The 21,906-nt window shown below is 35.4% G+C and carries 21 protein-coding genes; 8 read left to right on the plus strand and 13 right to left on the minus strand.

The features are described 5' to 3' along the window. The first annotated feature begins 221 nt into the window (after window positions 1–221). Together porV and ispF are read left to right on the plus strand one after the other, a co-directional pair. The gene (porV, locus tag EHC72_RS14160) at window positions 222–1,412 is read left to right on the plus strand and encodes a type IX secretion system outer membrane channel protein PorV (RefSeq protein WP_131538364.1); all 1,191 of its coding nucleotides are present in this window, start codon (window positions 222–224) and stop codon (window positions 1,410–1,412) included. A 56-nt stretch (window positions 1,413–1,468) separates the two neighbouring features. After that, window positions 1,469–1,948: a 2-C-methyl-D-erythritol 2,4-cyclodiphosphate synthase gene (ispF, locus tag EHC72_RS14165; RefSeq protein ID WP_131538365.1), complete on the plus strand. Its 480-nt coding sequence runs from the start codon at window positions 1,469–1,471 to the stop codon at window positions 1,946–1,948. A gap of 73 nt (window positions 1,949–2,021) precedes the next feature. On the opposite strand, the gene EHC72_RS14170 is transcribed toward ispF, so the two are convergent. The 10 genes from EHC72_RS14170 to EHC72_RS14215 form a co-directional block, all read right to left on the minus strand. Then, entirely contained in the window at window positions 2,022–5,426 is a 3,405-nt protein-coding gene (locus EHC72_RS14170) for a glycosyltransferase (RefSeq protein WP_131538366.1), read from the minus strand. 199 nt (window positions 5,427–5,625) lie between these two features. Continuing rightward, window positions 5,626–6,513 carry a pirin family protein gene (locus tag EHC72_RS14175; RefSeq protein WP_246029429.1) on the minus strand — a complete coding sequence of 296 codons (888 nt, stop codon included), beginning with the start codon at window positions 6,511–6,513 and terminating at the stop codon, window positions 5,626–5,628. Between the two features lie 47 nt (window positions 6,514–6,560). After that, window positions 6,561–7,091, minus strand: coding sequence for a YceI family protein (locus tag EHC72_RS14180; RefSeq protein ID WP_131538367.1), 531 nt, complete (start codon window positions 7,089–7,091; stop codon window positions 6,561–6,563). 220 nt (window positions 7,092–7,311) lie between these two features. Continuing rightward, window positions 7,312–7,899: a Crp/Fnr family transcriptional regulator gene (locus tag EHC72_RS14185; RefSeq protein ID WP_131538368.1), complete on the minus strand. Its 588-nt coding sequence runs from the start codon at window positions 7,897–7,899 to the stop codon at window positions 7,312–7,314. A 12-nt stretch (window positions 7,900–7,911) separates the two neighbouring features. After that, window positions 7,912–8,070 (minus strand): FeoB-associated Cys-rich membrane protein, encoded by a 159-nt coding sequence (locus EHC72_RS14190; RefSeq protein ID WP_131538369.1) that lies wholly within the window; start codon window positions 8,068–8,070, stop codon window positions 7,912–7,914. Window positions 8,071–8,134: 64 nt separating this feature from the next. Then, a complete protein-coding gene (locus tag EHC72_RS14195; RefSeq protein ID WP_131538370.1) occupies window positions 8,135–9,322 on the minus strand; it encodes a hypothetical protein in 1,188 nt (395 codons plus the stop codon). Window positions 9,323–9,372: 50 nt separating this feature from the next. Then, window positions 9,373–10,200, minus strand: coding sequence for a type 1 glutamine amidotransferase (locus EHC72_RS14200; RefSeq protein ID WP_131538371.1), 828 nt, complete (start codon window positions 10,198–10,200; stop codon window positions 9,373–9,375). Window positions 10,201–10,204: 4 nt separating this feature from the next. Continuing rightward, complete coding sequence (locus EHC72_RS14205) at window positions 10,205–11,308, minus strand: carboxylate-amine ligase (RefSeq protein WP_131538372.1); 1,104 nt, start codon at window positions 11,306–11,308, stop codon at window positions 10,205–10,207. A 31-nt stretch (window positions 11,309–11,339) separates the two neighbouring features. Next, on the minus strand, window positions 11,340–12,407 hold the full coding sequence (locus tag EHC72_RS14210) for an ATP-grasp domain-containing protein (protein WP_131538373.1): 1,068 nt from the start codon (window positions 12,405–12,407) through the stop codon (window positions 11,340–11,342). Window positions 12,408–12,495: 88 nt separating this feature from the next. Then, the gene (locus EHC72_RS14215) at window positions 12,496–13,203 is read right to left on the minus strand and encodes an esterase family protein (protein ID WP_131538374.1); all 708 of its coding nucleotides are present in this window, start codon (window positions 13,201–13,203) and stop codon (window positions 12,496–12,498) included. Window positions 13,204–13,375: 172 nt separating this feature from the next. Between EHC72_RS14215 and EHC72_RS14220 the strand changes: the two genes are divergently transcribed. Next, window positions 13,376–14,185 carry an alpha/beta hydrolase gene (locus tag EHC72_RS14220; protein WP_131538375.1) on the plus strand — a complete coding sequence of 270 codons (810 nt, stop codon included), beginning with the start codon at window positions 13,376–13,378 and terminating at the stop codon, window positions 14,183–14,185. Between the two features lie 7 nt (window positions 14,186–14,192). Here the strand turns inward: EHC72_RS14220 and EHC72_RS14225 are convergent, their stop codons facing one another. Both EHC72_RS14225 and EHC72_RS14230 read right to left on the minus strand, forming a co-directional pair. Then, window positions 14,193–14,870, minus strand: coding sequence for a TIGR02117 family protein (locus tag EHC72_RS14225; RefSeq protein ID WP_131538376.1), 678 nt, complete (start codon window positions 14,868–14,870; stop codon window positions 14,193–14,195). 62 nt (window positions 14,871–14,932) lie between these two features. Next, window positions 14,933–15,349, minus strand: coding sequence for a hypothetical protein (locus tag EHC72_RS14230; RefSeq protein WP_131538377.1), 417 nt, complete (start codon window positions 15,347–15,349; stop codon window positions 14,933–14,935). A 164-nt stretch (window positions 15,350–15,513) separates the two neighbouring features. Here EHC72_RS14230 and EHC72_RS14235 point away from each other — a divergent pair, with 164 nt between their 5' ends. Continuing rightward, a complete protein-coding gene (locus EHC72_RS14235; RefSeq protein ID WP_131538378.1) occupies window positions 15,514–15,960 on the plus strand; it encodes a VOC family protein in 447 nt (148 codons plus the stop codon). Between the two features lie 32 nt (window positions 15,961–15,992). Here EHC72_RS14235 and EHC72_RS14240 read toward each other — a convergent pair whose 3' ends face one another. Beyond that, complete coding sequence (locus EHC72_RS14240) at window positions 15,993–16,352, minus strand: DUF4180 domain-containing protein (RefSeq protein ID WP_131538379.1); 360 nt, start codon at window positions 16,350–16,352, stop codon at window positions 15,993–15,995. A gap of 209 nt (window positions 16,353–16,561) precedes the next feature. On the opposite strand from EHC72_RS14240, the gene typA reads away from it, so the two are divergent. The 4 genes from typA to EHC72_RS14260 all read left to right on the plus strand — a co-directional run bounded on the left by typA (window position 16,562) and on the right by EHC72_RS14260 (window position 21,855). Next, a complete protein-coding gene (typA, locus tag EHC72_RS14245; protein ID WP_131538380.1) occupies window positions 16,562–18,358 on the plus strand; it encodes a translational GTPase TypA in 1,797 nt (598 codons plus the stop codon). Window positions 18,359–18,709: 351 nt separating this feature from the next. Beyond that, window positions 18,710–19,636 carry a lysophospholipid acyltransferase family protein gene (locus EHC72_RS14250; RefSeq protein WP_131538381.1) on the plus strand — a complete coding sequence of 309 codons (927 nt, stop codon included), beginning with the start codon at window positions 18,710–18,712 and terminating at the stop codon, window positions 19,634–19,636. Window positions 19,637–19,725: 89 nt separating this feature from the next. Continuing rightward, complete coding sequence (locus EHC72_RS14255; RefSeq protein WP_131538382.1) at window positions 19,726–20,640, plus strand: lysophospholipid acyltransferase family protein; 915 nt, start codon at window positions 19,726–19,728, stop codon at window positions 20,638–20,640. Window positions 20,641–20,664: 24 nt separating this feature from the next. Beyond that, window positions 20,665–21,855, plus strand: coding sequence for a serine hydrolase domain-containing protein (locus tag EHC72_RS14260; protein WP_131538383.1), 1,191 nt, complete (start codon window positions 20,665–20,667; stop codon window positions 21,853–21,855). Window positions 21,856–21,906 lie beyond the last annotated feature (51 nt).

Raw genomic sequence — 21,906 nt, forward strand, 5'->3', positions numbered from 1 at the left:
GCCGATCGTTGTCAAGAATAATTAAATTTTCGAAAACTAAAGTCTTAATCTAGAATAATTACAAATACCATTCTTTCAGTGTGTTAATAGTGGCTGTATGTTTAATTAGTGTTTTTTTACGATTTGTAAACGCAAATTAAAATATTAATTATTAATTTACGTTTCTTAAATAATCTCCAATTAATATTAAGACCCAAATCTAAAAATACGTACCTTCAAGGATGAATTTCAAGTACCTCAGTAAACTTGCTTTTTCTGCAATCTCAATGGTTTTGGTGTTTGGTAAATCGAACGCACAAGTTACTATTGGTGGTACTCAAACAAATGGAAGTGAGTCAAATAACATTATAACAGCAGTACCTTTCATGTTGATTACGCCTGATGCACGTGCTGGTGCAATGGGTGATGCCGGCGTTGCGGTACCTGGTGATGTAAATTCGGCAAGTATGAATCCAGCTAAACTTGCATTTTTAGATAAACCTTACGGCTTCTCTATTTCTTATAGCCCTTGGTTAAAGAGTTTGGTTCCTGATATAAACCTAGCCTATTTAGGTGGTTTTTATAAGCTTGATGACCGAAATACCATTGGGGCTTCGTTAAGGTATTTTTCTTTAGGTCAAATTCAATTAACAGATATTAACCAACAGGATTTAGGTATTTCCAATCCTAATGAGCTTGCATTTGATATAACTTTTGCACGTACCTTTGGAAATGAATTTTCGTTGGGTAGCTCAGTAAGATATATTTATTCTAATTTGGCAAGTGGGCAATTTTCATCAACAGGGCAAGTTCATAGTGGTAATGCGTTAGCGGTTGATGTTGCTGGTTTGTATAAAACATCAACTACGATGTTTGGTAAAAATACAATTTTATCTGCCGGAGCGAATATCTCAAATATTGGAACAAAAATGAGTTATTCTGATGGTGGAACTAACTTTTTCTTGCCAACCAATCTTAAAATTGGTGGAGCATCAACCATCGCTATTGATGATTTAAGTACATTTACATTAGCACTTGATTTTAATAAACTCTTAGTACCAACACAACCAATATACGATTCTAATGGGAAAATTGTTAGCGGTAAAGATCCAAACCGATCTGTACCTGCCGGAATTTTTGGTTCTTTTAGCGATGCCCCAGGCGGTTTTAGTGAAGAATTAAAAGAAGTAGGAATTTCTACTGGTTTAGAATATTGGTATAATCAGCAGTTTGCATTAAGGGCAGGCTATAATTATCAAAACCCTATGAAAGGCGATAGCCGCTATTTTACGCTTGGTGCAGGTTTAAAATACAATGTTTTTAATATCGATTTTGCTTATCTCGTGGCAAATACACAAACAAGTCCTTTGGCAAATACCCTACGTTTTAGTCTTTTGTTTAACTTTGGTGACAAAAAGGGGTTAAAAAAATAATTCTGCCTGTATTTGGTGAGTTAATTTGGAAACGCACCATTGTAACAAATTTATTTATGAAGATTAGAGTAGGTTTTGGATTTGATGTCCATCAATTAAAAGATCAACATCCTTTTGTAGTTGGCGGTGTAACGCTTGAACATCATAAAGGTGCATTCGGTCATTCGGATGCAGACGTGTTATTGCATGCTATTTGTGATGCACTTTTGGGCGCAGCAAATTTGCGCGATATTGGTTTTCATTTTAAGAATACCGACGATCGTTGGAAAGGAATTAGCAGTTTGGTTTTATTAAAGGAAACCGTGAAATTGTTAACCGAAAAAAACTGGCAAGTTGGAAATATAGATGCAATGCTTTGTTTGGAAGCTCCAAAAATCAATCCACACATTCCGGCTATGCAGCAACATATTGCTGATGCAATTGGGATTTCGACAGATGATATTTCCATAAAAGCTACAACAAATGAACAAATGGGCTTTATTGGCAGGGAAGAGGGCGTAGTAGCTTATGCAGTTTGTTTAATTGAGAGACATTAAGATATTTAATTATATAAAAAAGCCAGACTGATGATTTTATTAGTCTGGCTTTTTTTATGTGTAGGCTTATTTGTTAAGCTTCGGCATCTTTTACGCTACCTGTTCTTTTTAAAGTTCCCCAGGTTTCCAACTCACCTTTTATAGCCTTACGGAAGGAACGGAATAAAACTAAGTACATCAATTGTCTCCAAAAAAACCTTTGCGGAAAAATGTAAAGCAAATTCTTAAACTTTTCATTTTCCATTTTAAAGGCAATTGCGGCAAAAACCATATCTACAATAATGAAGATAATGTAATAGAATAATACTTGTCCGAACCCATTATGAAGGCTAAGGATGCCAGAGAAACCGGTTAGTGTTAGGTTATTAATTGCACTTAATGAGAATAAACCACTAATAAGTGAAATCAGCATAAATAAATCTGCCAAAGGGGAGAATAGGGGTAATATAATTTGGTAAATTAATATATTAGGCATTCCAACCATACCAAAATAGCCATATTTTTTGTTTAGCAGAGTCTTTCTGTTTTTCCAGAAACTTTGCATTACACCAAAACTCCAGCGGAAACGTTGCTTTAAAAGCATATTAACCGTTTCAGGTGCTTCTGTATAGGCAACAGCTGATGAACAGTTTTTAACAGTATAGCCTGCTCTTAAAATGCGCATGGTTAAATCACAATCTTCTGCAAGGGTATCAACTGTAAAGCCCCCAATTTCTAATACTACAGCTTTTCTAAAAGCTCCAATTGCACCTGGAACTACAGTAATTGTGTTCAACAAATCAAAGGCTCTTCTATCCATATTCTGAGCAGTAATATACTCAATGGATTGCCATTTGGTAATGATGTTGTGTGCGTTTCCAACTTTAACAGTACCAGCTACGGCAGCAATTTTTTCATCATAAAAATAACGCATTAGCTCAGTTACGGCATCGGTTTTTAACTGAGTATCTGCATCAATACAAACAATATAATCTGCGCTAGCCATAGTTATACCATAATTTAAAGCCGAAGCTTTGCCACCATTTTCTTTGCGGTAAACCTTTACTTGTGGATGGTTTCCATATTCACTATTTACCATTTCGAAAGTTTTATCCTTCGAACCGTCATCCACGAAAATCAACTCAAAGTTAGGGTAAGTAGTTTTTAATAAGCTTTTTATGGTTTGTATTGCGGTTACTTCCTCATTGTATGCAGGGATAATAATACTTACCTTTTCTGAAGGGTTTTTAACGAGTAAATGTGCATTTAACTTCGATTTTCTTCTCTGTCTGATTGCCAGATAAGCGATAAAAATAGTACGAAGAATGGCTAATACAATTGCAATTGTAAATACAATATCCAAAAAGATATTAGCATAATAAAAGAAACTTAGGAAAAGGTAATTACTTGAACCTGTGAACCCACTATTAGCGCTCGATTGAACAGCAGGCATTAATTCTGAGCGTTTTTTACCCATTAAATCGCCAACGGTAGTAAAAGTATAACCTTTTTGCTTAAAGAACTTTATTATTCTTGGGAGGGCAGCCACGGTTGCTTCTCTATTTCCCCCAGCATCGTGCAACAATAAAACATTTCCATTATCTTGTTGCTTAACAACCTCATTAAAGATTTGATCGGCTGTTTTTCCGGGTTCCCAATCTTCAGGATCAATATATTCACCAATATTAATGTAGTTTTCCTTTCTACTTTGTGCCACTGGTAAAATTTCAGAAATATTTTGAGGTTCAGCGTCTGCATTAAACGGCGCTCTAAACAAAATTGTACTGTGCCCGGTTACGCATTCAATAATACGACGGGTAGCATTTAGTTCAAATTTAACTCTACGAGGTCCAATGGTAGACATATCTGGATGAAAAAAGGTATGATTGCCAATTTCATAACCTTCATTATATTCTCTTCTCAGTAGTTCCATGTTTTTTTCGGCCATAATACCGACCACAAAAAAGCATGCTGGAACCTTTTCTTTTTTTAATATATCCAGAATTTGAGGAGTGTAAATAGGATCTGGACCATCATCAAATGTTAGTGCAATTTTTTTATCGGCTTCTCCAAAGCGTTTAATCACGTATTGAGAAGGTAAACGAATGTATTTTTGGTCTGCAATGGTAAAATTAGTTTTATCTAAGGTAAACTTAACGCTGCCTGGAGATGGGGTTGATACCAAATCCAAAATCTCTCCATTACCGATGTAGGAGATACCGCCCATTACCAAAGCCGAAATCTTACGTAAATCTATAGGTTTCTTTTTTAGAGAATCAAGGCTTAAATCATTAGAAATAAATTGCCATAATCGTTTATCCTCAGATCCTAGGCGCCACAATGCCACACCTGCAATTCCCCAATCATCCGCTTTTCTAATTAAATTAAAATTGGTAGCTGCATCGGTAAAGTATACATCATGTCTAATTCCGTTAGCATCATTATAATTATAATTTAAGTTTGCTGATGCAGGATCATAGTTGACGGTACTTTTGTAATTAACCGCATTAATAATTGCGGCTTCATAAGTAACAGGAACACCAATGCTTTTGCTGGGCCAATCGTAACCATAGCAAGCTAACGCCAAAATAACCTTATTTGGATCAACTTTGCTACAAATATCATCAAGCTTATCTTCAACCCATTCTTGGTGGGAAATATCGCCAGCATTACTTTGATCATTATGCTGATCGTAAGCCATTAGGATGATATAATCGTTATAATGTTGAAGTATTTCAGGTTTATAATCATCGTTTTCAGGCGAAATATCCTGTGAAACAATTAATTTTTCGTTATGAAACTGTGTGTACAGATTTTTCATAAAGTTGTTAAAAGAATCACTGTTTTCCAGGTTTAATTCTTCAAAATCGATGTTTATACCTTTAAAGCCATACTTTTTGGTAATGGTTATTAGGTTACTGATTAATTTCTCTTGTGCATCAGGGTTGTTTAAAAGCCTTCTAACAGCCTGGCCATCCCAATGATCTGTATTGTAATTAGAAACAACAGCAATTGCTGATTTTTTTCCTTCTTTAATTACCCTCAAAGCCGCGGTATCTGCCTTATCTACAATTGAATCTCCATTTAAGAAAAAAGATTCAGTTGCAATCATGTCCAAATGGCTAATATTGCGTTTTAAGTTTGATAATGATTTATCTTTCGTTCCAGCCCAACTTACGTAAAAGGCCATGTTAATACGTTTATTATTTCCACGTTTGGTCAATATTCTGTGCTCCCGATCTTTCCTGATCTTTTGGAGCTTAGATTTTAGAATGGTAAAATCTTTATATTGTTGCGACTTTTTTAAACGTTCTAATTGTTTTTGAGTAAGCGGGGTATTGGTATTGATAAACGGCAAGTTTGGTGCCTGTACCGATGATAAAGTGTAGGCAACGCAAATAACAGCGATAATGAAGACTAAAAATAGAGTACGGCTTACCCACGTAAAAGTGTGCCATCGCCTTTTAGTCTCAGTTTGAAAGATTTGTTTTCCGGACATTTTTCTGATCTGATTTATTTAACAAAACTCAACAAAACACATGAAGATTGGATGAAATTAGATCATGCAATTTCAGCATTTTATTTGATACTTGAATAAGTACACTTTAATAGAATTGATAATGAATAAATCGGATAAAAAAGCCGATACATTTTTGAATTGTATCGGCTTGGAAATATATAAATTATTAAACCTTTTCTTAATCTTCTAAGTAGCCAAATTTACCCTGGTTATAATCAGAAATTGCCTGGTGGATTTCTTCTTCAGTATTCATTAAAAATGGGCCGTATTGCTTAATTGGTTCATTAATAGGGTCTCCACTTAAAACTAAAACTATGGCATTTTCTAAAGCTTCAAGCGTAATTTTTTCTCCATCATTATTGAAATGAACAAAGTCATTAACTTTTGCTTCTTCAGAAGCATTGATTTTGATGCTACCTTCAATAACTACAAAACCAGTGTTATAATGGGCAGGGAAATTAAAAGTAGCCTTACCACCTTTATTTAGGCGTGCATTGTATAATTCTATAGGAGTAAAAGTGCTTGCATTACCCTTTGTACCCCCATAATTACCTGCAATTATTTCAATTTTGCCACCATTATCGGGTATATTAAGAGTTGCCATATCAGCTTGTTTAATAGCTTGATATTTCGGTTTGCTCATTTTGTTTTTTGCAGGCAAATTAACCCATAATTGTACCATTTGAAATGGCCCACCTGCTAAACTGTATGCTTCTTCATGGTATTCTTTATGTAAAATACCGCTTGCAGCTGTCATCCACTGCACATCGCCTGGGTAAATAATACCACTATTACCGGAACTATCATGGTGTGCTACTGCACCATGATAGGCAATGGTAACGGTTTCAAAACCTCTATGAGGATGAACGCCAACGCCTCTAGGTTCTTTGCGGGCAGAGAATTCTATTTTTGAGCCATAATCCAATAAAAAGAATGGGCTCATATTTATTTCATAACCGCTGGGAAAAAAATTATGAACCCTAAAGCCATCACCAACCATATGCGGTGCAGGTGCTTTTAGTATATTTTTTACCCCTTTTATTTTTGCTTCCATTATTACCTCCATGGAAAAAAATTAAATTCAGCCTGCTACCTGCAGACTGATTGATTATATTATGCTTGTTTTACAAACTGTAATTCGCCTAAAATGCGAACTTCTTCACTTACCATCACGCCACCAGTTTCTAAGGCAGCATTCCAGGTTAACCCAAAATCAGAACGATTAATTTTGCCACTTAAAGTAAAGCCTGCTTTAGTGTTTCCCCAAGGATCGGTAGCGATACCACCAAACTCAGCGGTTAATTTTACGGCTTTTGTTTCGCCTTTAATAGTTAATTCACCTTTAACAATATAATCGCCGCCGTCTTTTTCTACAGAGTTCGATTTAAATTCGATGTGAGCAAATTTTTCTGCGTCAAAGAAATCTCCACTTTTTAAGTGATTATCACGATCAGTATTTCCTGTATCCAGAGAATCAATATCACCTTTGAATGAAATTTGAGCATTTTCAAATTCATCACCTTCAGATGTTAATTCTGCAGAAAAAGATTTCAAACTACCAGTTACAGTAGTAATCATTAAGTGTTTTACTTTAAATTGTAATTCGCTGTGGGTTGGGTCTAAAACCCATTTAGTAGTTGCCATGTTTTTTAATATTAGATTGTTTAATATTTACAACACAAAAGTACAGCAGGAAGTTTAGGGATGAATTGATGTATGATAAGTAATTGAAAAGATTGAATGAGAGAGTATTTGAGTGAGAGAATTAGAGAATAATAGATTGCGCATAATTCATTCATTCCAACTTCAAGAATTAAGGATTACGCATAATTCCCTCATTCCAACTTCAGCAGTTCAAAATCACTTAAGGTCTGAAGTGTTTATTTGCAAGTTCTTTTCTAACTCGGCTTAAAGATTCTGGTGTAATGCCAAGGTAAGAGGCGATCATCCATTGTGGTACTCGAAGGGTAAGATTTGGATATAGTTTTATAAAATCAAGGTATCTTTCTTCGGCAGTTGCGCTTAACAGCATATTGATTCGCTTTTGCATAAAACGGATAGAATTGTTAAGCATTGTGATGTTTAATGGCAATAAACATGGCACTTTTCTTGAAGCTTCGGCCATAAAATCGTTATTCATTAATACAACTTCGGTAGTTTCAATGGCATCAATAAAGAAAATTGATGGTTCATTAACCATATTGTTCCTGTCTGAAATGAGCCAGTTTTCTGGAGCAAATTGCAAAATATGTTCTTTCCCTTTTGCATCAATGGAGTAGGCTCTTAACAAACCTTTTCCTACAAAAAAGCCGTGCTTAAACATATCTCCCTTGTACTGTAAAATTTCATTCTTTTCGAACTTTTTTACCCTCAGGGAGGAAGAAATACTATCGAACTGTTCGTCAGTTAATTCTATTTTAGACTGAAAATACTTTTTAAACTGTTCGATCATAAAGAATAGAAGTTACTTCTTCTCAGGTTTAATGTCAGAAAAATCTACGCCGCATTTGCAATTTCCGCCGCAGCCATCTTTCTTGATTTGTAAAGATTTATAAACCAAGCGGCCAACATACACTAATGCAACCGCAAAAAGTAAAAAGACTAATATGGTTTGAGTATTCATGATACAAATATAAAATGCTTTTGTCTTTTTGTGTTCAATTGAATGTAATATTACAGGTATTATGCTATTTTTCCATAAACCCAATAGTGCCACCAACCCAATCAAAATCAGCATTATATCTAACACCAATCATTTTACCCCTGCTTAAGCGGGCTAAATTTATACAAAGTTGAGGCTCTTCTCCATCTGCCCATAAGTACATTAATCTTATTTCAGCCTTTACGCCGCCATCAGGAGCTTGTACTGCTGGTTCGTAATTTACTTTTCTTTGCAATATCCAGTTTTCGGGATCTTTGATGTTTTCTATGTCGGCTTCGCTCACATCAATAATAACTCCCATACCTGCAAAAGAGAATAAAGGTTTTAAAACATAGTTTTCTAAATCTACAGGGATGCTATCTAACTGATTCAAAAAACGAGTTTCTGGAACAAATTCGCTATCCAAAAATGGCATGGTGTATTTGCTGATTCGGTAAAACCAATTTGGATGTGTTACCCATTCTACATCTAATTCTTCTCGAGGATTGAAGCTATTTTTAAAAAGACCTTCATTATCGGCAATTTCATCAAAAATAAGACGGTTGTAAATTCTTTTTAACTGAATTTGTTTTCCATTTTCCTCATAAAAAAGCTGCTTTCCAATTCGCTTGATGTCTTCCAGTGCCAGAATTTTGATTCCCAACATTTTTTGAGTGACAAAAAAGTCAATTGCTGTTTTTTGGTTTGGCGCATCAACATCCATTAAAGCAACTTCTGTTGGCTGGTGTTTACCAATAATTATCTTTTTTAGTAGCTGAGTATATTTTTGTTCATCAAAGCCATTTAAAAAATAATCTGTCGTGTTATCTAATTCGAAAGATTCGCGGTACGTTTTTGCAAGATGATTTTGAAAGCCATAAAGTGATGGAAAACCTTGCATTTCGATCAACATTGGCGTTAACTCGCCTGTTTTATTTTTACAAATTCCAAAGTCGAATGTTAAAAAATGGGGATGATCGTTCTCATTAGGCACGTTCCATTGTTTTGGAATTGCACTTTGAGTTAAAGCCTTAAAATTGGGTTGTTTAATTAAATCGACAATTTCATTTCCTGCAGCTATTAATTTTTCCTTTAATTGCTTGGGGATAAAAACGGGCGTTTCTGCCACCCTGAAAGGTATTTCTGGATAGCCTGCTTCAAGTTTTTTTATAAATTGGAGATACTTTTCTTCAGTAAATTGCTGGTTATATTTTTGACGTTGAGCAGGTATCATAATAAGCTTATTTAAGATTTTCGTGCTTACAGGAATAAGGTATTATTGCGCTATGCTTCCTGCAAATGAGCTATTGCCTTATTTAAAAAATTAGGTAAAATAACACTTTGGGTAAGTACAATTCTTGCCGGATCATCGAGGCTATTTAACATGTCGAAATATTTTTCTTCTCCATGGGTATCAATGATTACCTTTTTCTTTTCTTCCTGAAGAAGGTACATTTTCATGCCAACAGGATCGGCCTCAGGATGAAATTGGGTGCCTATAATTTCGTTTGTAAAACGGATAGACATCATACAGCGTTCGAGATTTACATGTTTACGCTCTTTTTCAATGGCCAATAACTTTGCGCCTTTTTCTTCAAAAGCCTCTAAATTAGGCTCAATTACTTGCCAATCACGACTATCTACCGAGAAAAATGGATTGGTAATTCCCTGAAAAATCTCATCATTTTCGCCTTCTTCTGTTAGCGTAATTGGGAAAATACCAAATGCATTCGATCTTCGTTCGGTTACATTACCAAGGTTGTATTTACGACAAGCGAGTTGAAAGGAATGGCAAATTAAAAATGCATATTTCTTCTGGTCGCTGTTTTCATTGTTAAAACTTTCGATTTGATCCAAAAGATTAAAAAAATCATTCTCCCACTTTTCGCCCTTACTTTCAATTGGGCTACCAGGGCCGCCGCTCGAAATATAGGCATCGTAATCAATACCTGGAATTTCACCTTTTTGTCTTAAATCAAAAATATCAAACGAAAGATCCAGGTTGTTTTCTTCTTTAAAACGAGATAAAATTTCCTGAATCCCTCGCATACCTTGATTAGGTGCACCATTATTTAAATCAATAACGGCGACCTTTAATCTATTTTTATCCATTTTTTTAATTACTTGCGCCAATAAGTGTTTGATTAGTAATGTAATCTACCACAGATTCAAAGTTACCAGTTTGCTCGTAAACAGCCAACTGTCTATCAGCACCAGTACCATGCTCTAAAATTTTATGCACGTAATTAATGTCGTTTCTGCAACCTAATTCATCCACCACATCATCTACAAAATCTAATAATTCTAGCACTAAATTGCGGCAGTTTACTTCCATTTCCTTACCGAAATCGATTAAATTGCCATCAATTCCATAACGGGCAGCACGCCATTTATTTTCATTAATTAGAGCTCTTGAATAGCTTATAAACTCCATATTTTGTAAACGAAGTTTATACAATTTAGCACACAATGCCTGAAATAGTGCCGTAAAAGCCATCGTTTCGTCAATTAACATTGGGCAATCGCAGATGCGAAATTCTACGGTATCAAAAAATGGATGTACGCGGATATCCCACCAAATTTTCTTTGCATTATCCATGCAATTGGTTTTAATCAGCAGTTTTACATAATTATCGTAATCTTCAATACTGTTAAAAATATCAGGAATACCAGTACGAGGAAATTTATCAAAAATTTTGGTTCTGAAAGATTTATAACCCGTATTTCTCGATTCCCAAAATGGAGAATTAGTTGATAATGCAAAAACATGGGGTAAGAAATACCTAACCTGATTTGCAATATGGATTGCCAACTCTCTGGATTGAAAGCCAACGTGTACGTGCAAGCCAAAAATTAAGTTAGAACGTGCAGCTTCCTGCAGTTCATTAACAATTTCATTATATCGGGGATGTTCGGTAATTAATTGTTTTTCCCAATGCGAAAATGGGTGTGTGCCAGCGGCTCCAATGCGTAAGCCCTGCTCGCCTGCAAGCTGCGATACAGTATAACGAAGCTGAGAAATTTCTTTACGTGCTTCTTCTGTGGTGCGGCAAATGCCTGTACCAACTTCAACAACGGCCTGGTGCATTTCTGCTTTAACCTGGTCTTTATGTATTTTTTGGGCAGCCTCAACAATTTTTTGGTCGTGTGAAGTAAGTTCCCTGGTAACGGGATCAACTACCATGTACTCCTCTTCTACGCCAAGCGTGAATTCATTCATCCTGATGCTCATTTTAGTTCAATCCCTTTAGTTATTTTTTATCAGCTGCTTTTTTAGGCTTATCAGCTGCTTTTTCTTTAGTAGATTTTGTTGCCGCAGGTTTAGCTGTTGTAGTTTTTGCTGCGGTTGGTTTACTTGTTTTTGCAATTAATGGTTTCCCACCAACGGATGCTTTAATATATTCGCCCCAGGTTAAATTATCCTGTCCAGGTTTTTGCGCTTTAGCCCTTTCAATAGCGTAGTTGGCTGTAGTTTCTACTACCCAATCAAAATTTTCTTGTCCAACACTTTTAATGTCAGCATCTGGTGCAGGGTTACAAAAATCAATTGCAATAGGCACTCCATCTCGCACTGCAAACTCTACAGTGTTAAAATCATAACCTAAATAATTACACAGTTTAAGGGTATATTCTTCAATGGTTTTTAAAAGCTTGGCGCTTGATGGTGCCTGCTCAACGGCATAACGTAAATGGTGCGGGTTGCGAGGGTCGTATTGCATAATGCGTACATGTTTGCCGCCAATGCAATAACATCTAAAATATTCATCAAAAATAATTTCTTCCTGTAAAAGCATTACCAACTGTTCTGTACCTGCATGTTTGTTGAAAAAATCTTCTTTATCATGTAGTTTATAAACATCTCTCCATCCACCACCATCATAAGGTTTCATATAGGCTGGAAATCCTGTGTATTCAAAAATTGCATCCCAATCTAAAGGCATCGTTAGGTTTGAAAAAGAATCACTAGTGGTTCCTGTGGGGTGCTGTCTGGAAGGGATAAGTGCTGTTTTTGGAACAGGTACACCAATTTGCTCAGCAAGTGCGTTATTAAAAAACTTTTCATCAGCACTCCACCAAAATGGATTATTGATTACTGCGGTTCCGGTAATGGCGGCGTTTTTTAATGATGCTCTGTAAAAAGGAACATCTTGCGAAATACGATCAATAATTACGGCGTAATCCAATGGAGCATTCTGAAATATTTTGTCGATTTTAACAGCTTCGGCTGTGATGCCTTTCTCTGCTTTTTGATTAATTCTTTCAATTACGGCTTCAGGAAAAGAGCGCTCCTGGCCAAATAATATCCCTATTTTTTTCATCTGTACTTTAATTAGTTTAATTGTGTAACTGGTTAATGGGTTAATTGTTTGCAGTTTATCAGGATTATTGATAAGTAGCAATGTTAATTTAAAGTTGTGCAATGTAATCTGGAAACATTTCTCTCCAGATTGGCCAATCGTGGTCTGCATTTGGTCGGATATCCAACCAATGATTAATGCCTTTTTGCGTTAAAATGTGCGATAGGCGTTCGTTATCAGGTTTGCACATATCGCGATCTGAAGTGCCAAGTACAATTTTCATGTAATGCAAATCTGGATTACTACTATTCGGAACGTAATCAACAGGGTTATTGAAATACACATCGTCATTGTAAAATCCATCAAGCTGCCCGGTAATATCAAATGCGCCACTCATGCTAAACATATGGCTAACTAACCACGGATGCCTAAATGCAAAGTTTGCCGCATGATAACCACCAAAACTGCAGCCAGCGGTAATGATTTTATCGTGCCCGGTTTCATGTCTGGCTAAAGGTGCAACCTCCTCCAACAGATATTTGTCGTACCAGATGTGATTTTTTACTCTATCTGCGGGATGTATGCCTTTGTTGTACCAGCTTAATTTATCAATGCCATCCGGACAGTAAATCTTAATCTTTCCTTCGTTAATAAATCCCTCAACAGAATCTATTAATTTGAAGTCCTTATTTTCGAAATACCGCCCCATACTCGTTGGAAACAGTAGAATAGGGATGCCACTGTGGCCAAAAGTGAGCATGTCGATCTCAGCACTTAAATTTGGGCTGTACCACTTTTTATGTTCTTCTTTAACCATATAAAAAATTGAATGTTTTAAGATATAAATTTCTTTTTATAAAATGAATGTATAGTTGATGAAATTAAAGCTTTATGTAAAAATTGATCGCTGATAATTAATAGTTTACTGAGTTTTGTACCTTTGCATCCGAATTCTGGGGCAGTAAGCCGTGTGATAGGGGATTAAGCATATGTACAATACAATTTTATCAGTAAAAGTTAATACAATTAGTTATAAAGTGCCTTCGGCTTTTTTAAAGCACGATGTGGAAATAGATGTATACGTTCCTGAAGGTATTTTAGGCAACGAAAAAATAGAACTTCTCTTGCTAAATGATGGTCAGGATGTGGCTAAAATGAATTTTGCGGAGATTTTAGAAGAAGCACACCTTCATAAAAGAAACAACAGGTTAATAGTTGTGGCCATTAAAGCATCTGCAGATCGTTTGATGGAATACGGAGTTGCTGGCGTTCCTGATTTTAAAGGCAGAGGCGCAAAAGCAAATTCGTATACTGATTTTGTGATTAAAGAACTTTTACCTTTCGTTAAAAAGAAAATAGCAATGCCAATTACAGGCAAAGTTGCTTTTGCTGGCTTTTCATTGGGTGGTTTATCTGCTTTTGATATTGCCTGGAATAATCCAAATGTTTTCGATGTTATTGGTGTATTTTCAGGTGCTTTCTGGTGGCGTAAAAAAGATTTAGCAGATGGTTATACCGATGCTGATCGAATTATGCATGGCATGATTGATGCTTCAACTACAAAGTCCGAAATGAAGTTTTGGTTAATGACCGGAACGGAAGACGAAAAAGCGGATCGCAATAAAAACATGATTATCGATTCTATTGATGATACAATTGATATTGTTAAAGGATTATTGAAGAAAGGATATAAACGCCCCGAGAATGTTTTTTATTTCGAAAAGGTTGGGGGCAAGCATGATGTACCTACTTGGCAAAGTGTAATGCCGGCTTTTTTAAATTGGGCTTTCGAAGGCTAATCTAAAACTATTTATATTTTAAAAATATTGGGGTATCAAAGATCGTCCACAGACAACTTTTTTGCCCACAATTTTTTAGAGCACTATTTGCCCAGGTATTGCAAGTTTTAAAAATACTGTAACTGCCAACAGCCTCATAAAAAGCATCCGCATTATCATAATTTGCATTGGTTTTAATGTTGATGAAATGTCCATTTACATCCCTACCAAAGCTTTTTAAAATGTAATTAATTAAAGATGCGTATTGGGTAGAATCAATCATCAATTTTTTGCAACTTTCATTCTCAGCCACATTTTTATAGTAAGTTGCGTGCATTGCCGATGAGTTTAAACCCGTAATTGCGCCCAAAGCCACATTGAGTTTTAAATCTGAAAATTCTGGTGTTTCCAGGTAAAATTTTTTATCGCCCCAGCCCAATGCCAAATATTGGTAAGTACTATCAGCAGAAACGGTATTTGAATATTTAATTTCATTTGCCCAATTCATTTGTGCGCTCTTCGCCGGAACCACAATATCGGTGTGTACACCATTCGTCATAATGTAAATGGAAATCTCCTGCTTATTTGTAGGGTTTTTATTTATCGTGATGCGTGAAAAGCAAAAGGCACATGCAAAATACAAGAGAATAAAACCTATTAAAAAGAACAGTGAATTTCTGGTATAACGTAAAATCTTTTTAGTCATGCTGATAGATAAATGTTTAAAAGAAACATTACCATTAATACAGCCAAACTATAATGGTAACCCTAATGCATGGGTTTTAATCTTTTTAGGGTAAAATCAATCACCTGTGTTTTGTAATAGTATTTACCCTTCATTTTTTCGGGGATTATCGTGTAGGCATCTCTAATGTTTTCGATAATGAAATAATCTTGAAATTCTTTTTGTGAAGGAGAATAATGATAAAATTTCATTTTCCTATCAGGCTGTTCATATCCTGTTTCCGTTAAAAATTTCGAAGCTTTTTTAGTTTTAAGAGAAACGATTTTAATTTCGCTGGCAGCAATATACCCGTCCGCCAGTGAGAGTTTAATAGTCATGTATTTCGTTTTGCCAGTATAATATTCATACTCATATGCCTTTTGAGAAAATGCGTAAATAGGTGAGGCAACAAAAATGAAGCAAACTATAATCTTAAATGCACCGTTCGTAATGGCAATCATAACTTATCTCACTATTAAAATACTTAATATTTCTAAAATAAAGCTAGTAAAAAATTAGCAGTAATAATGCCGTTAACATTGGCTTAAATGATTATAATTTTTATTGATACGCGCATCGAAAAACATGATTTTTTCATGCGCCAGCTTATTTCTACATTCACAAAATGATAAAAGGACTATATGAAACCCACCTATATGTCGAAGATTTAGAAAGATCAATCGACTTTTATAAAAACGTTTTGGGCTTAACCCAATGTTACTATGAGGAAGAACGCCGAATTGCATTTTTCTGGATTGGAAAGCCTAAAGAAGCGATGCTTGGACTTTGGGAAAAACCAAAAGATGAGATAGATATCAGGCATTTTGCATTTCGCTGCGATGTTGAAGATATTCTCAACAAATCGATTGATTTTCTCAAATCGAATCATTTAAGCCCTTATAACTTTTTAAAAGACGGAAATGATAAGCCAATGGTTTTTGCATGGATGCCAGCATTAGCCATTTATTTTAATGATCCGGATGGGCACGCCTTGGAGTTTATTGCCATCTTGGAAGGGGATGCCAAGCCAGATTTAGGCGTTGTTTCTTATGAGGATTGGCTAAACGCATAAATCATTGGATTAAAACAAGGGTAAGATTATTTTCAGCTGGAAAGTATTTTCAAGGCCTCGGCTGTCGAATTTAAAAAGTTGATGTGTTTGCCCTTGTTGCTTTCGAAAATAAAATCTTTAATGCTTTTGCTCCCGTACTGATCAAAATTGCCAACAATAGCCAGACGTACCCGGTAGTTTGAAAATTTCTGAAGAATTTCTCCAGCTATTCCATTTTTCAGATCAAAGAAATCAGGCGTAATATTTTGTTGGTAGACAATGATTTTATCAAAATCCTGATAATATAAATTGCCTAATAAATCCAGCCCATCATCAGTAGTTTTAATAATCAAGTCATCAGCAATTACCTCTGCAATTCTTCTGTTATTTATGATATGTGTTTCTATTTTCATTTTGCTTTGCCTTGCCAATTTAATCATTATGTTTTCTTTTGAAGCAGATCTTTTCTGAAATGAGTGATAAAGCACTAAAAAAGATGCAGGTTGCTTTTCTGATTAAAAATGAGATAATTGCAACATTATCATAGCATTAAATAGTGGGGTGTATAGTGGAAAAGCCATTTTTAAACACTATCTTTGCGCCAAATTTATAGGCGCATTTTATGCAAAAGATTAGAAATATAGCTATTATAGCACACGTTGACCACGGTAAAACCACATTGGTTGATAAAATTTTACACTCTTGTTCTGTTTTTCGTGATAACGAACAAAAAGGAGAGTTGATATTGGATAACAACGATTTAGAGCGTGAACGTGGTATCACTATCGTATCTAAAAATGTATCAGTACAATATAAAGATGTAAAAATTAACATCATTGATACTCCTGGTCACGCGGATTTTGGCGGTGAGGTAGAGCGTGTATTAAAAATGGCAGATGGTGTACTTTTACTTTGCGATGCTTTTGAAGGTGCAATGCCTCAAACACGTTTCGTAACGCAAAAAGCTCTGGCATTAGGTTTAAAACCAATTGTGGTTGTAAACAAAGTAGATAAAGAAAACTGTCGCCCTGAAGAAGTTTACGAGCAAATTTTCGAATTGTTCTTTAACCTTGAGGCTACTGAAGAACAATTAGACTTCCCGGTTATTTATGGTTCATCTAAACAAGGATGGATGAGTACTGACTGGCAAAAACCAACTACAGATATTTTCGCTTTATTAGATGCTGTTGTGGCAAACATTCCGCCAGCTCCAATTAACGATGGTACTTTACAAATGCAAATTACTTCGTTAGATTATTCTTCTTTCGTAGGTCGTATTGCAATCGGTCGTGTTCACCGTGGTTCAATTAAAGAAAACCAACCAGTTACTTTAATTAAACGCGATGGCAAAATCGTTAAATCAAGAGTAAAAGAACTTTATACTTTCGAAGGTTTAGGAAAAATCCGTACTACAGAAGTAAGTTCAGGTGATATTTGTGCGGTTGTGGGTATTGATGGTTTTGATATTGGCGATACGATTGCTGATTTCGAAGCACCAGAACAATTACCAGTAATCAGCATTGATGAGCCAACAATGAACATGTTGTTCACCATTAATAACTCACCTTTCTTTGGTAAAGAAGGTAAATTGGTTACTTCTCAACGTATCAAAGATCGTTTGATGAAGGAAATGGAGAAAAACTTAGCATTGAAAGTTGTTGAAACTCAAGGCGCAGATTCATGGTTGGTTTATGGTCGTGGTATTCTCCATTTATCAGTATTAATCGAAACGATGCGTCGTGAAGGTTATGAGTTACAAGTTGGACAGCCACAGGTTATTGTTAAAGAAATCGATGGTAAAAAACATGAGCCAATTGAAACTTTAATCGTTGATGTACCTGGTGATGTAGCTGGTAAAGTAATCGAATTGGTAACTCAACGTAAAGGTGAGTTGTTAATTATGGAGCCAAAAGGCGATTTACAACACTTAGAATTCGAAATCCCATCTCGTGGTATTATCGGTTTGCGTAACAACGTATTAACTGCTACTGCTGGTGAAGCAATTATGGCTCACCGTTTCAAAGCTTACGAGCCTTGGAAAGGTGTAATCCCTGGTCGTTTAAATGGTGTTTTAATCTCTATGGATAAAGGTATGACAACCGCTTATTCTATTGATAAATTACAAGATAGAGGTCGTTTCTTTGTTGATCCGGGAGCTGATATTTACGAAGGTCAAATTTTAGGAGAACACATTCGCGATAACGATTTAGTAATTAACATTGTAAAAGGAAAAGCATTAACCAACATGCGTGCTTCTGGTACAGATGATAACGCACGTATTGCTCCTGCAATTAAATTCTCTTTAGAAGAAGCAATGGAGTACATCCAGGCTGATGAGTATATCGAGGTTACACCGCAAAGCATGCGTTTACGTAAAATCTTCTTAACAGAACAACAACGTAAAAATAACGGTAGATAGTTCGCTTAATCACATAAGTTTAAAACTTATCTATAAATATTATAATCCCGTTTCGTTTATTCGAAGCGGGATTTTTTTGTTCCATATTTTTTGAGGAAAAAATCGAGAGATATTAATGGTTGTTTCTAAAGCTGCAGCATTTAAAAAGAAAACTACTAATTATGGAAGATAAAATCTTAGCTAGGTTGTGTTTTTATAAATTTGTGTTTGAAAATGGCTAGAAACCAATCCGTTGATTAGGCTTTCGTCAGTAATATTTCATAAAACCTATAAGAATAATAATCTAACAATTTGATGGCAATTAATTTATATCATCAATCTACTTTTGCTGCATATTTATAATCACGTCCCATGATTAAGAAAAACTTTTCCCACTTGGGAATATTTTTGTTAACGCTTTTATCTCTATTACCGCTATCTATATTATACGTAATTGCCGATGTATTTTACGTGTTGATCTACTATGTTTTCGGTTATCGGAGAAAAGTTGTAAGAGAGAATTTAATCAACTCATTCCCCAATAAAAGCACAGCAGAAATTAACGAAATTGAAAAAACATATTTTAAGTATCTTGCTTCTCTTATCGTTGAAATTTTAAGAATGAAAAGCATTTCTCGTAAAGAATTAAACAAACGGGTAAAGTTTAAAAATGCCGATTTGGTTGAAGCTTATTTACAAAACAACGAAAGCGTTCTTTTTTGCTCAGCTCATTATGGCAATTACGAATGGGTTTGCATGGCCATTGGACTAACATTTTCTGGTGATCACTTTCCGATTTACAAACCGCTTAGCAGTGAATCTTTTGATAATTGGTTTATTAAAATGAGAAGTAAGTTTGGTAATAAAATGGTGGCTATGCGCCAAACTTTAAGAGCTGTACAAGCCAATAAAAATGCGGCAAGTATTTTTACTTTTGGTAGTGATCAAGCGCCATCAAAAGATGAATCTAACTATTGGACAACCTTTTTAAACCAGGAAACCTCTATTCAGTTAGGGATTGAAAAGATTGCTAAAAAAACTAATAGACCAGTTTTCTACTTAAAAATAAGCTACAAAAAAAGGGGTTATTATGAGGTTGATTGCGTGCCTATTTGCTTAAACCCAGCAGAAACAGCTGAGTTTGAAATTACCGAAATGCAAACCCGCTTTCTCGAAGAAATGATCGTAGAACAACCTGCATATTGGTTATGGAGCCACAGAAGATGGAAATACAAACCAGAAGTAAAATTGCCAAAAGTTAAAGAAGGTAATGAAAACCTGATGGATACTGTAGCCTGATAGCGACAAAGATTGAAATTTAAAATCTAACATTGTTGTGGCATAAGTTTTTGTCCAAGATTTTAAATTTGTTGCTTATCAACTATAGTATGGTTAAAAAGGGCTTTTCCCACCTGGGAATATTTTTTTTATCAATATTATCCCTACTTCCTTTGTCGGTTTTGTACATTATAGCTGATGTTGTATATGTACTGCTCTATCGTGTGTTTAGTTACAGGAAAAAAATAGTTAGAGAAAATTTACAGAAATCTTTTCCCGAAAAGGCTTTAAGCGAAATTGTAAATATAGAGAGGCAATACTATAAATACCTCGCCAACCTAATTTTAGAGGTTGTTAAAATGCCATCTATTTCAAAAGCCGAATTGCAAAAACGATATAAGTTTAATGGTTTAGAACAACTAAATGAATATTTTGAGCAAAAAAAAGGTGTTCTAATCTGCTCCGCACATTACGGTAACTGGGAATGGGGAACTTTGGCCCTTGGTCTTTCTTTACCTGTAAATCATTATCCAATTTATAAGCCGCTTACCAACGCAACTTTTGATAAATGGTTTGAAAAAGTACGTAGTCGTTTTGGCAATCGTATGGTTTCTATGCGTCAAACGTTACGAGCTGTAAGGGAAACCCAAAACGAAGCCAGCGTTTTTAGTTTTGGCAATGATCAATCGCCAACAGTAAATGATTTACACTACTGGACAACCTTTTTAAATCAACCAGCATCTATCCAATTGGGAATAGAGAAGATAGCGAAAAAAACAAACCAACCTATATTTTATTTAAAGGTAAATGTTGTGAAAAGAGGTTATTACGAGGTAGATTGTATTCAGCTTTGCCTGGAGCCAGCTAAGACTGCTGAATTTGAAATAACGGAATTACACACCCGAATTTTAGAGAAAAACATTCAGCAATCTCCACCATTCTGGTTGTGGAGCCATCGCCGTTGGAAACATAAACCAAAGCAATCGTTCGGTATTATCTCTAATGAATACTTAAAACAGGCCTAATTTTAAGCGCTTTAATTATATTTAATGAAGATCTTTAAAAGAATCATCCTAACTTTTTTCGTGTTAATCCTGTTATTAGTAACGATATTATTTATTAGGCATCCATATTTAATTCGTGTTCTACAATACAGAACTCCAAGGGCTGATACATATAAAATTTTTCCTCAGGCTATTGTTCACAAAAGCGATTCAGCGTTCCATTTTATCCGTTCGGGAAAACAGCGAAATGATTTAGATACCCTGCATGTTTTGGATGGAAATAAACAATCCGTTACGCTAAAGGAATACATAAAAGCTGGGCAGATCAACGCTTTTATAGTGATTAGAAATGATAGCGTTTTGTATGAAAGATATGCAAATAATTATACTGACAGTACACTTACGAGTATATTTTCGGGTGCCAAAAGTATGATTTCGATCATGATTGGGCAAGCAATTGCCGAAGGGAAAATTAAAAGTTTAAATGATAACGTTACATTTTATATTCCCGAATTAAAATCTAATCCTGCTTTTAATCACATCACTTTAAAGAACTTGCTTGATATGAAATCCGGTTTAGAATTTAATGACGCTTTAGGTGGTGTTATTAAAGCTTTCTTATCGGATGAGGCTAAATATTATTACACTGATAATATGAAGGCAGAACTGATGAACGTGAAGCTTATAAATAAGCCAGGTACGGTTTGGGTGTATAAAAGTATAGATCCTATTTTATTGGGTTGGGTTTTAGAAAAGGCGACAGGGAAAACTGTAACGCAATATTTTGAAGAAAACACCTGGAGGAAAATAGGTGCTGAATATAATGCAAGTTGGGGCTTGGATCGTAAAGGTGGTTTAGCCAATACGGCAAGTCGCTTCCAGGTTACAGCTATTGATTTTGCTAAACTTGGTAAGCTCTATTTAAACAGGGGAAAGTACAATCAAACACAGGTTGTTCCTGCTAGTTGGGTAAATGCATCGGTTAGCATTGGTACAGAAAAACCTGCATCTGCTAAGGGCTGGCAAAAATCTGCACATCATTATTTATGGTGGATTCCACAACAAGGAGAAAAAGTCGATTATGCAGCCGAAGGCATGTTGGGGCAACGATTATATGTTGATCCGAAAACCAATACCATAATTGTTCAGTTTGCAGCACATGGCGCTGGTAATTACCCATACCGTAAAATCAGCCGGTATCTTGCTGGCTTACCTTTTAGTTATCCATATAACTAAGTAAAAATCGCCAAGAGATTTATTGGAAACGTTTTATTCCTTTTTGCGGTT

Origin of the sequence: Pedobacter nototheniae (assembly GCF_004335085.1) — a bacterium.
GTDB lineage: Bacteria > Bacteroidota > Bacteroidia > Sphingobacteriales > Sphingobacteriaceae > Pedobacter > Pedobacter nototheniae.

Coding starts and splice junctions, on each gene's coding strand:
- porV (WP_131538364.1), top strand. CDS start 222: ATGAATTTCAAGTACCTCAGTAAACTTGCTTTTTCTGCAATCTCAATG.
- ispF (WP_131538365.1), top strand. CDS start 1,469: ATGAAGATTAGAGTAGGTTTTGGATTTGATGTCCATCAATTAAAAGAT.
- EHC72_RS14170 (WP_131538366.1), bottom strand. CDS start 5,426: ATGTCCGGAAAACAAATCTTTCAAACTGAGACTAAAAGGCGATGGCAC.
- EHC72_RS14175 (WP_246029429.1), bottom strand. CDS start 6,513: ATGGAGGTAATAATGGAAGCAAAAATAAAAGGGGTAAAAAATATACTA.
- EHC72_RS14180 (WP_131538367.1), bottom strand. CDS start 7,091: ATGGCAACTACTAAATGGGTTTTAGACCCAACCCACAGCGAATTACAA.
- EHC72_RS14185 (WP_131538368.1), bottom strand. CDS start 7,899: ATGATCGAACAGTTTAAAAAGTATTTTCAGTCTAAAATAGAATTAACT.
- EHC72_RS14190 (WP_131538369.1), bottom strand. CDS start 8,070: ATGAATACTCAAACCATATTAGTCTTTTTACTTTTTGCGGTTGCATTA.
- EHC72_RS14195 (WP_131538370.1), bottom strand. CDS start 9,322: ATGATACCTGCTCAACGTCAAAAATATAACCAGCAATTTACTGAAGAA.
- EHC72_RS14200 (WP_131538371.1), bottom strand. CDS start 10,200: ATGGATAAAAATAGATTAAAGGTCGCCGTTATTGATTTAAATAATGGT.
- EHC72_RS14205 (WP_131538372.1), bottom strand. CDS start 11,308: ATGAATGAATTCACGCTTGGCGTAGAAGAGGAGTACATGGTAGTTGAT.
- EHC72_RS14210 (WP_131538373.1), bottom strand. CDS start 12,407: ATGAAAAAAATAGGGATATTATTTGGCCAGGAGCGCTCTTTTCCTGAA.
- EHC72_RS14215 (WP_131538374.1), bottom strand. CDS start 13,203: ATGGTTAAAGAAGAACATAAAAAGTGGTACAGCCCAAATTTAAGTGCT.
- EHC72_RS14220 (WP_131538375.1), top strand. CDS start 13,376: ATGTACAATACAATTTTATCAGTAAAAGTTAATACAATTAGTTATAAA.
- EHC72_RS14225 (WP_131538376.1), bottom strand. CDS start 14,870: ATGACTAAAAAGATTTTACGTTATACCAGAAATTCACTGTTCTTTTTA.
- EHC72_RS14230 (WP_131538377.1), bottom strand. CDS start 15,349: ATGATTGCCATTACGAACGGTGCATTTAAGATTATAGTTTGCTTCATT.
- EHC72_RS14235 (WP_131538378.1), top strand. CDS start 15,514: ATGATAAAAGGACTATATGAAACCCACCTATATGTCGAAGATTTAGAA.
- EHC72_RS14240 (WP_131538379.1), bottom strand. CDS start 16,352: ATGAAAATAGAAACACATATCATAAATAACAGAAGAATTGCAGAGGTA.
- typA (WP_131538380.1), top strand. CDS start 16,562: ATGCAAAAGATTAGAAATATAGCTATTATAGCACACGTTGACCACGGT.
- EHC72_RS14250 (WP_131538381.1), top strand. CDS start 18,710: ATGATTAAGAAAAACTTTTCCCACTTGGGAATATTTTTGTTAACGCTT.
- EHC72_RS14255 (WP_131538382.1), top strand. CDS start 19,726: ATGGTTAAAAAGGGCTTTTCCCACCTGGGAATATTTTTTTTATCAATA.
- EHC72_RS14260 (WP_131538383.1), top strand. CDS start 20,665: ATGAAGATCTTTAAAAGAATCATCCTAACTTTTTTCGTGTTAATCCTG.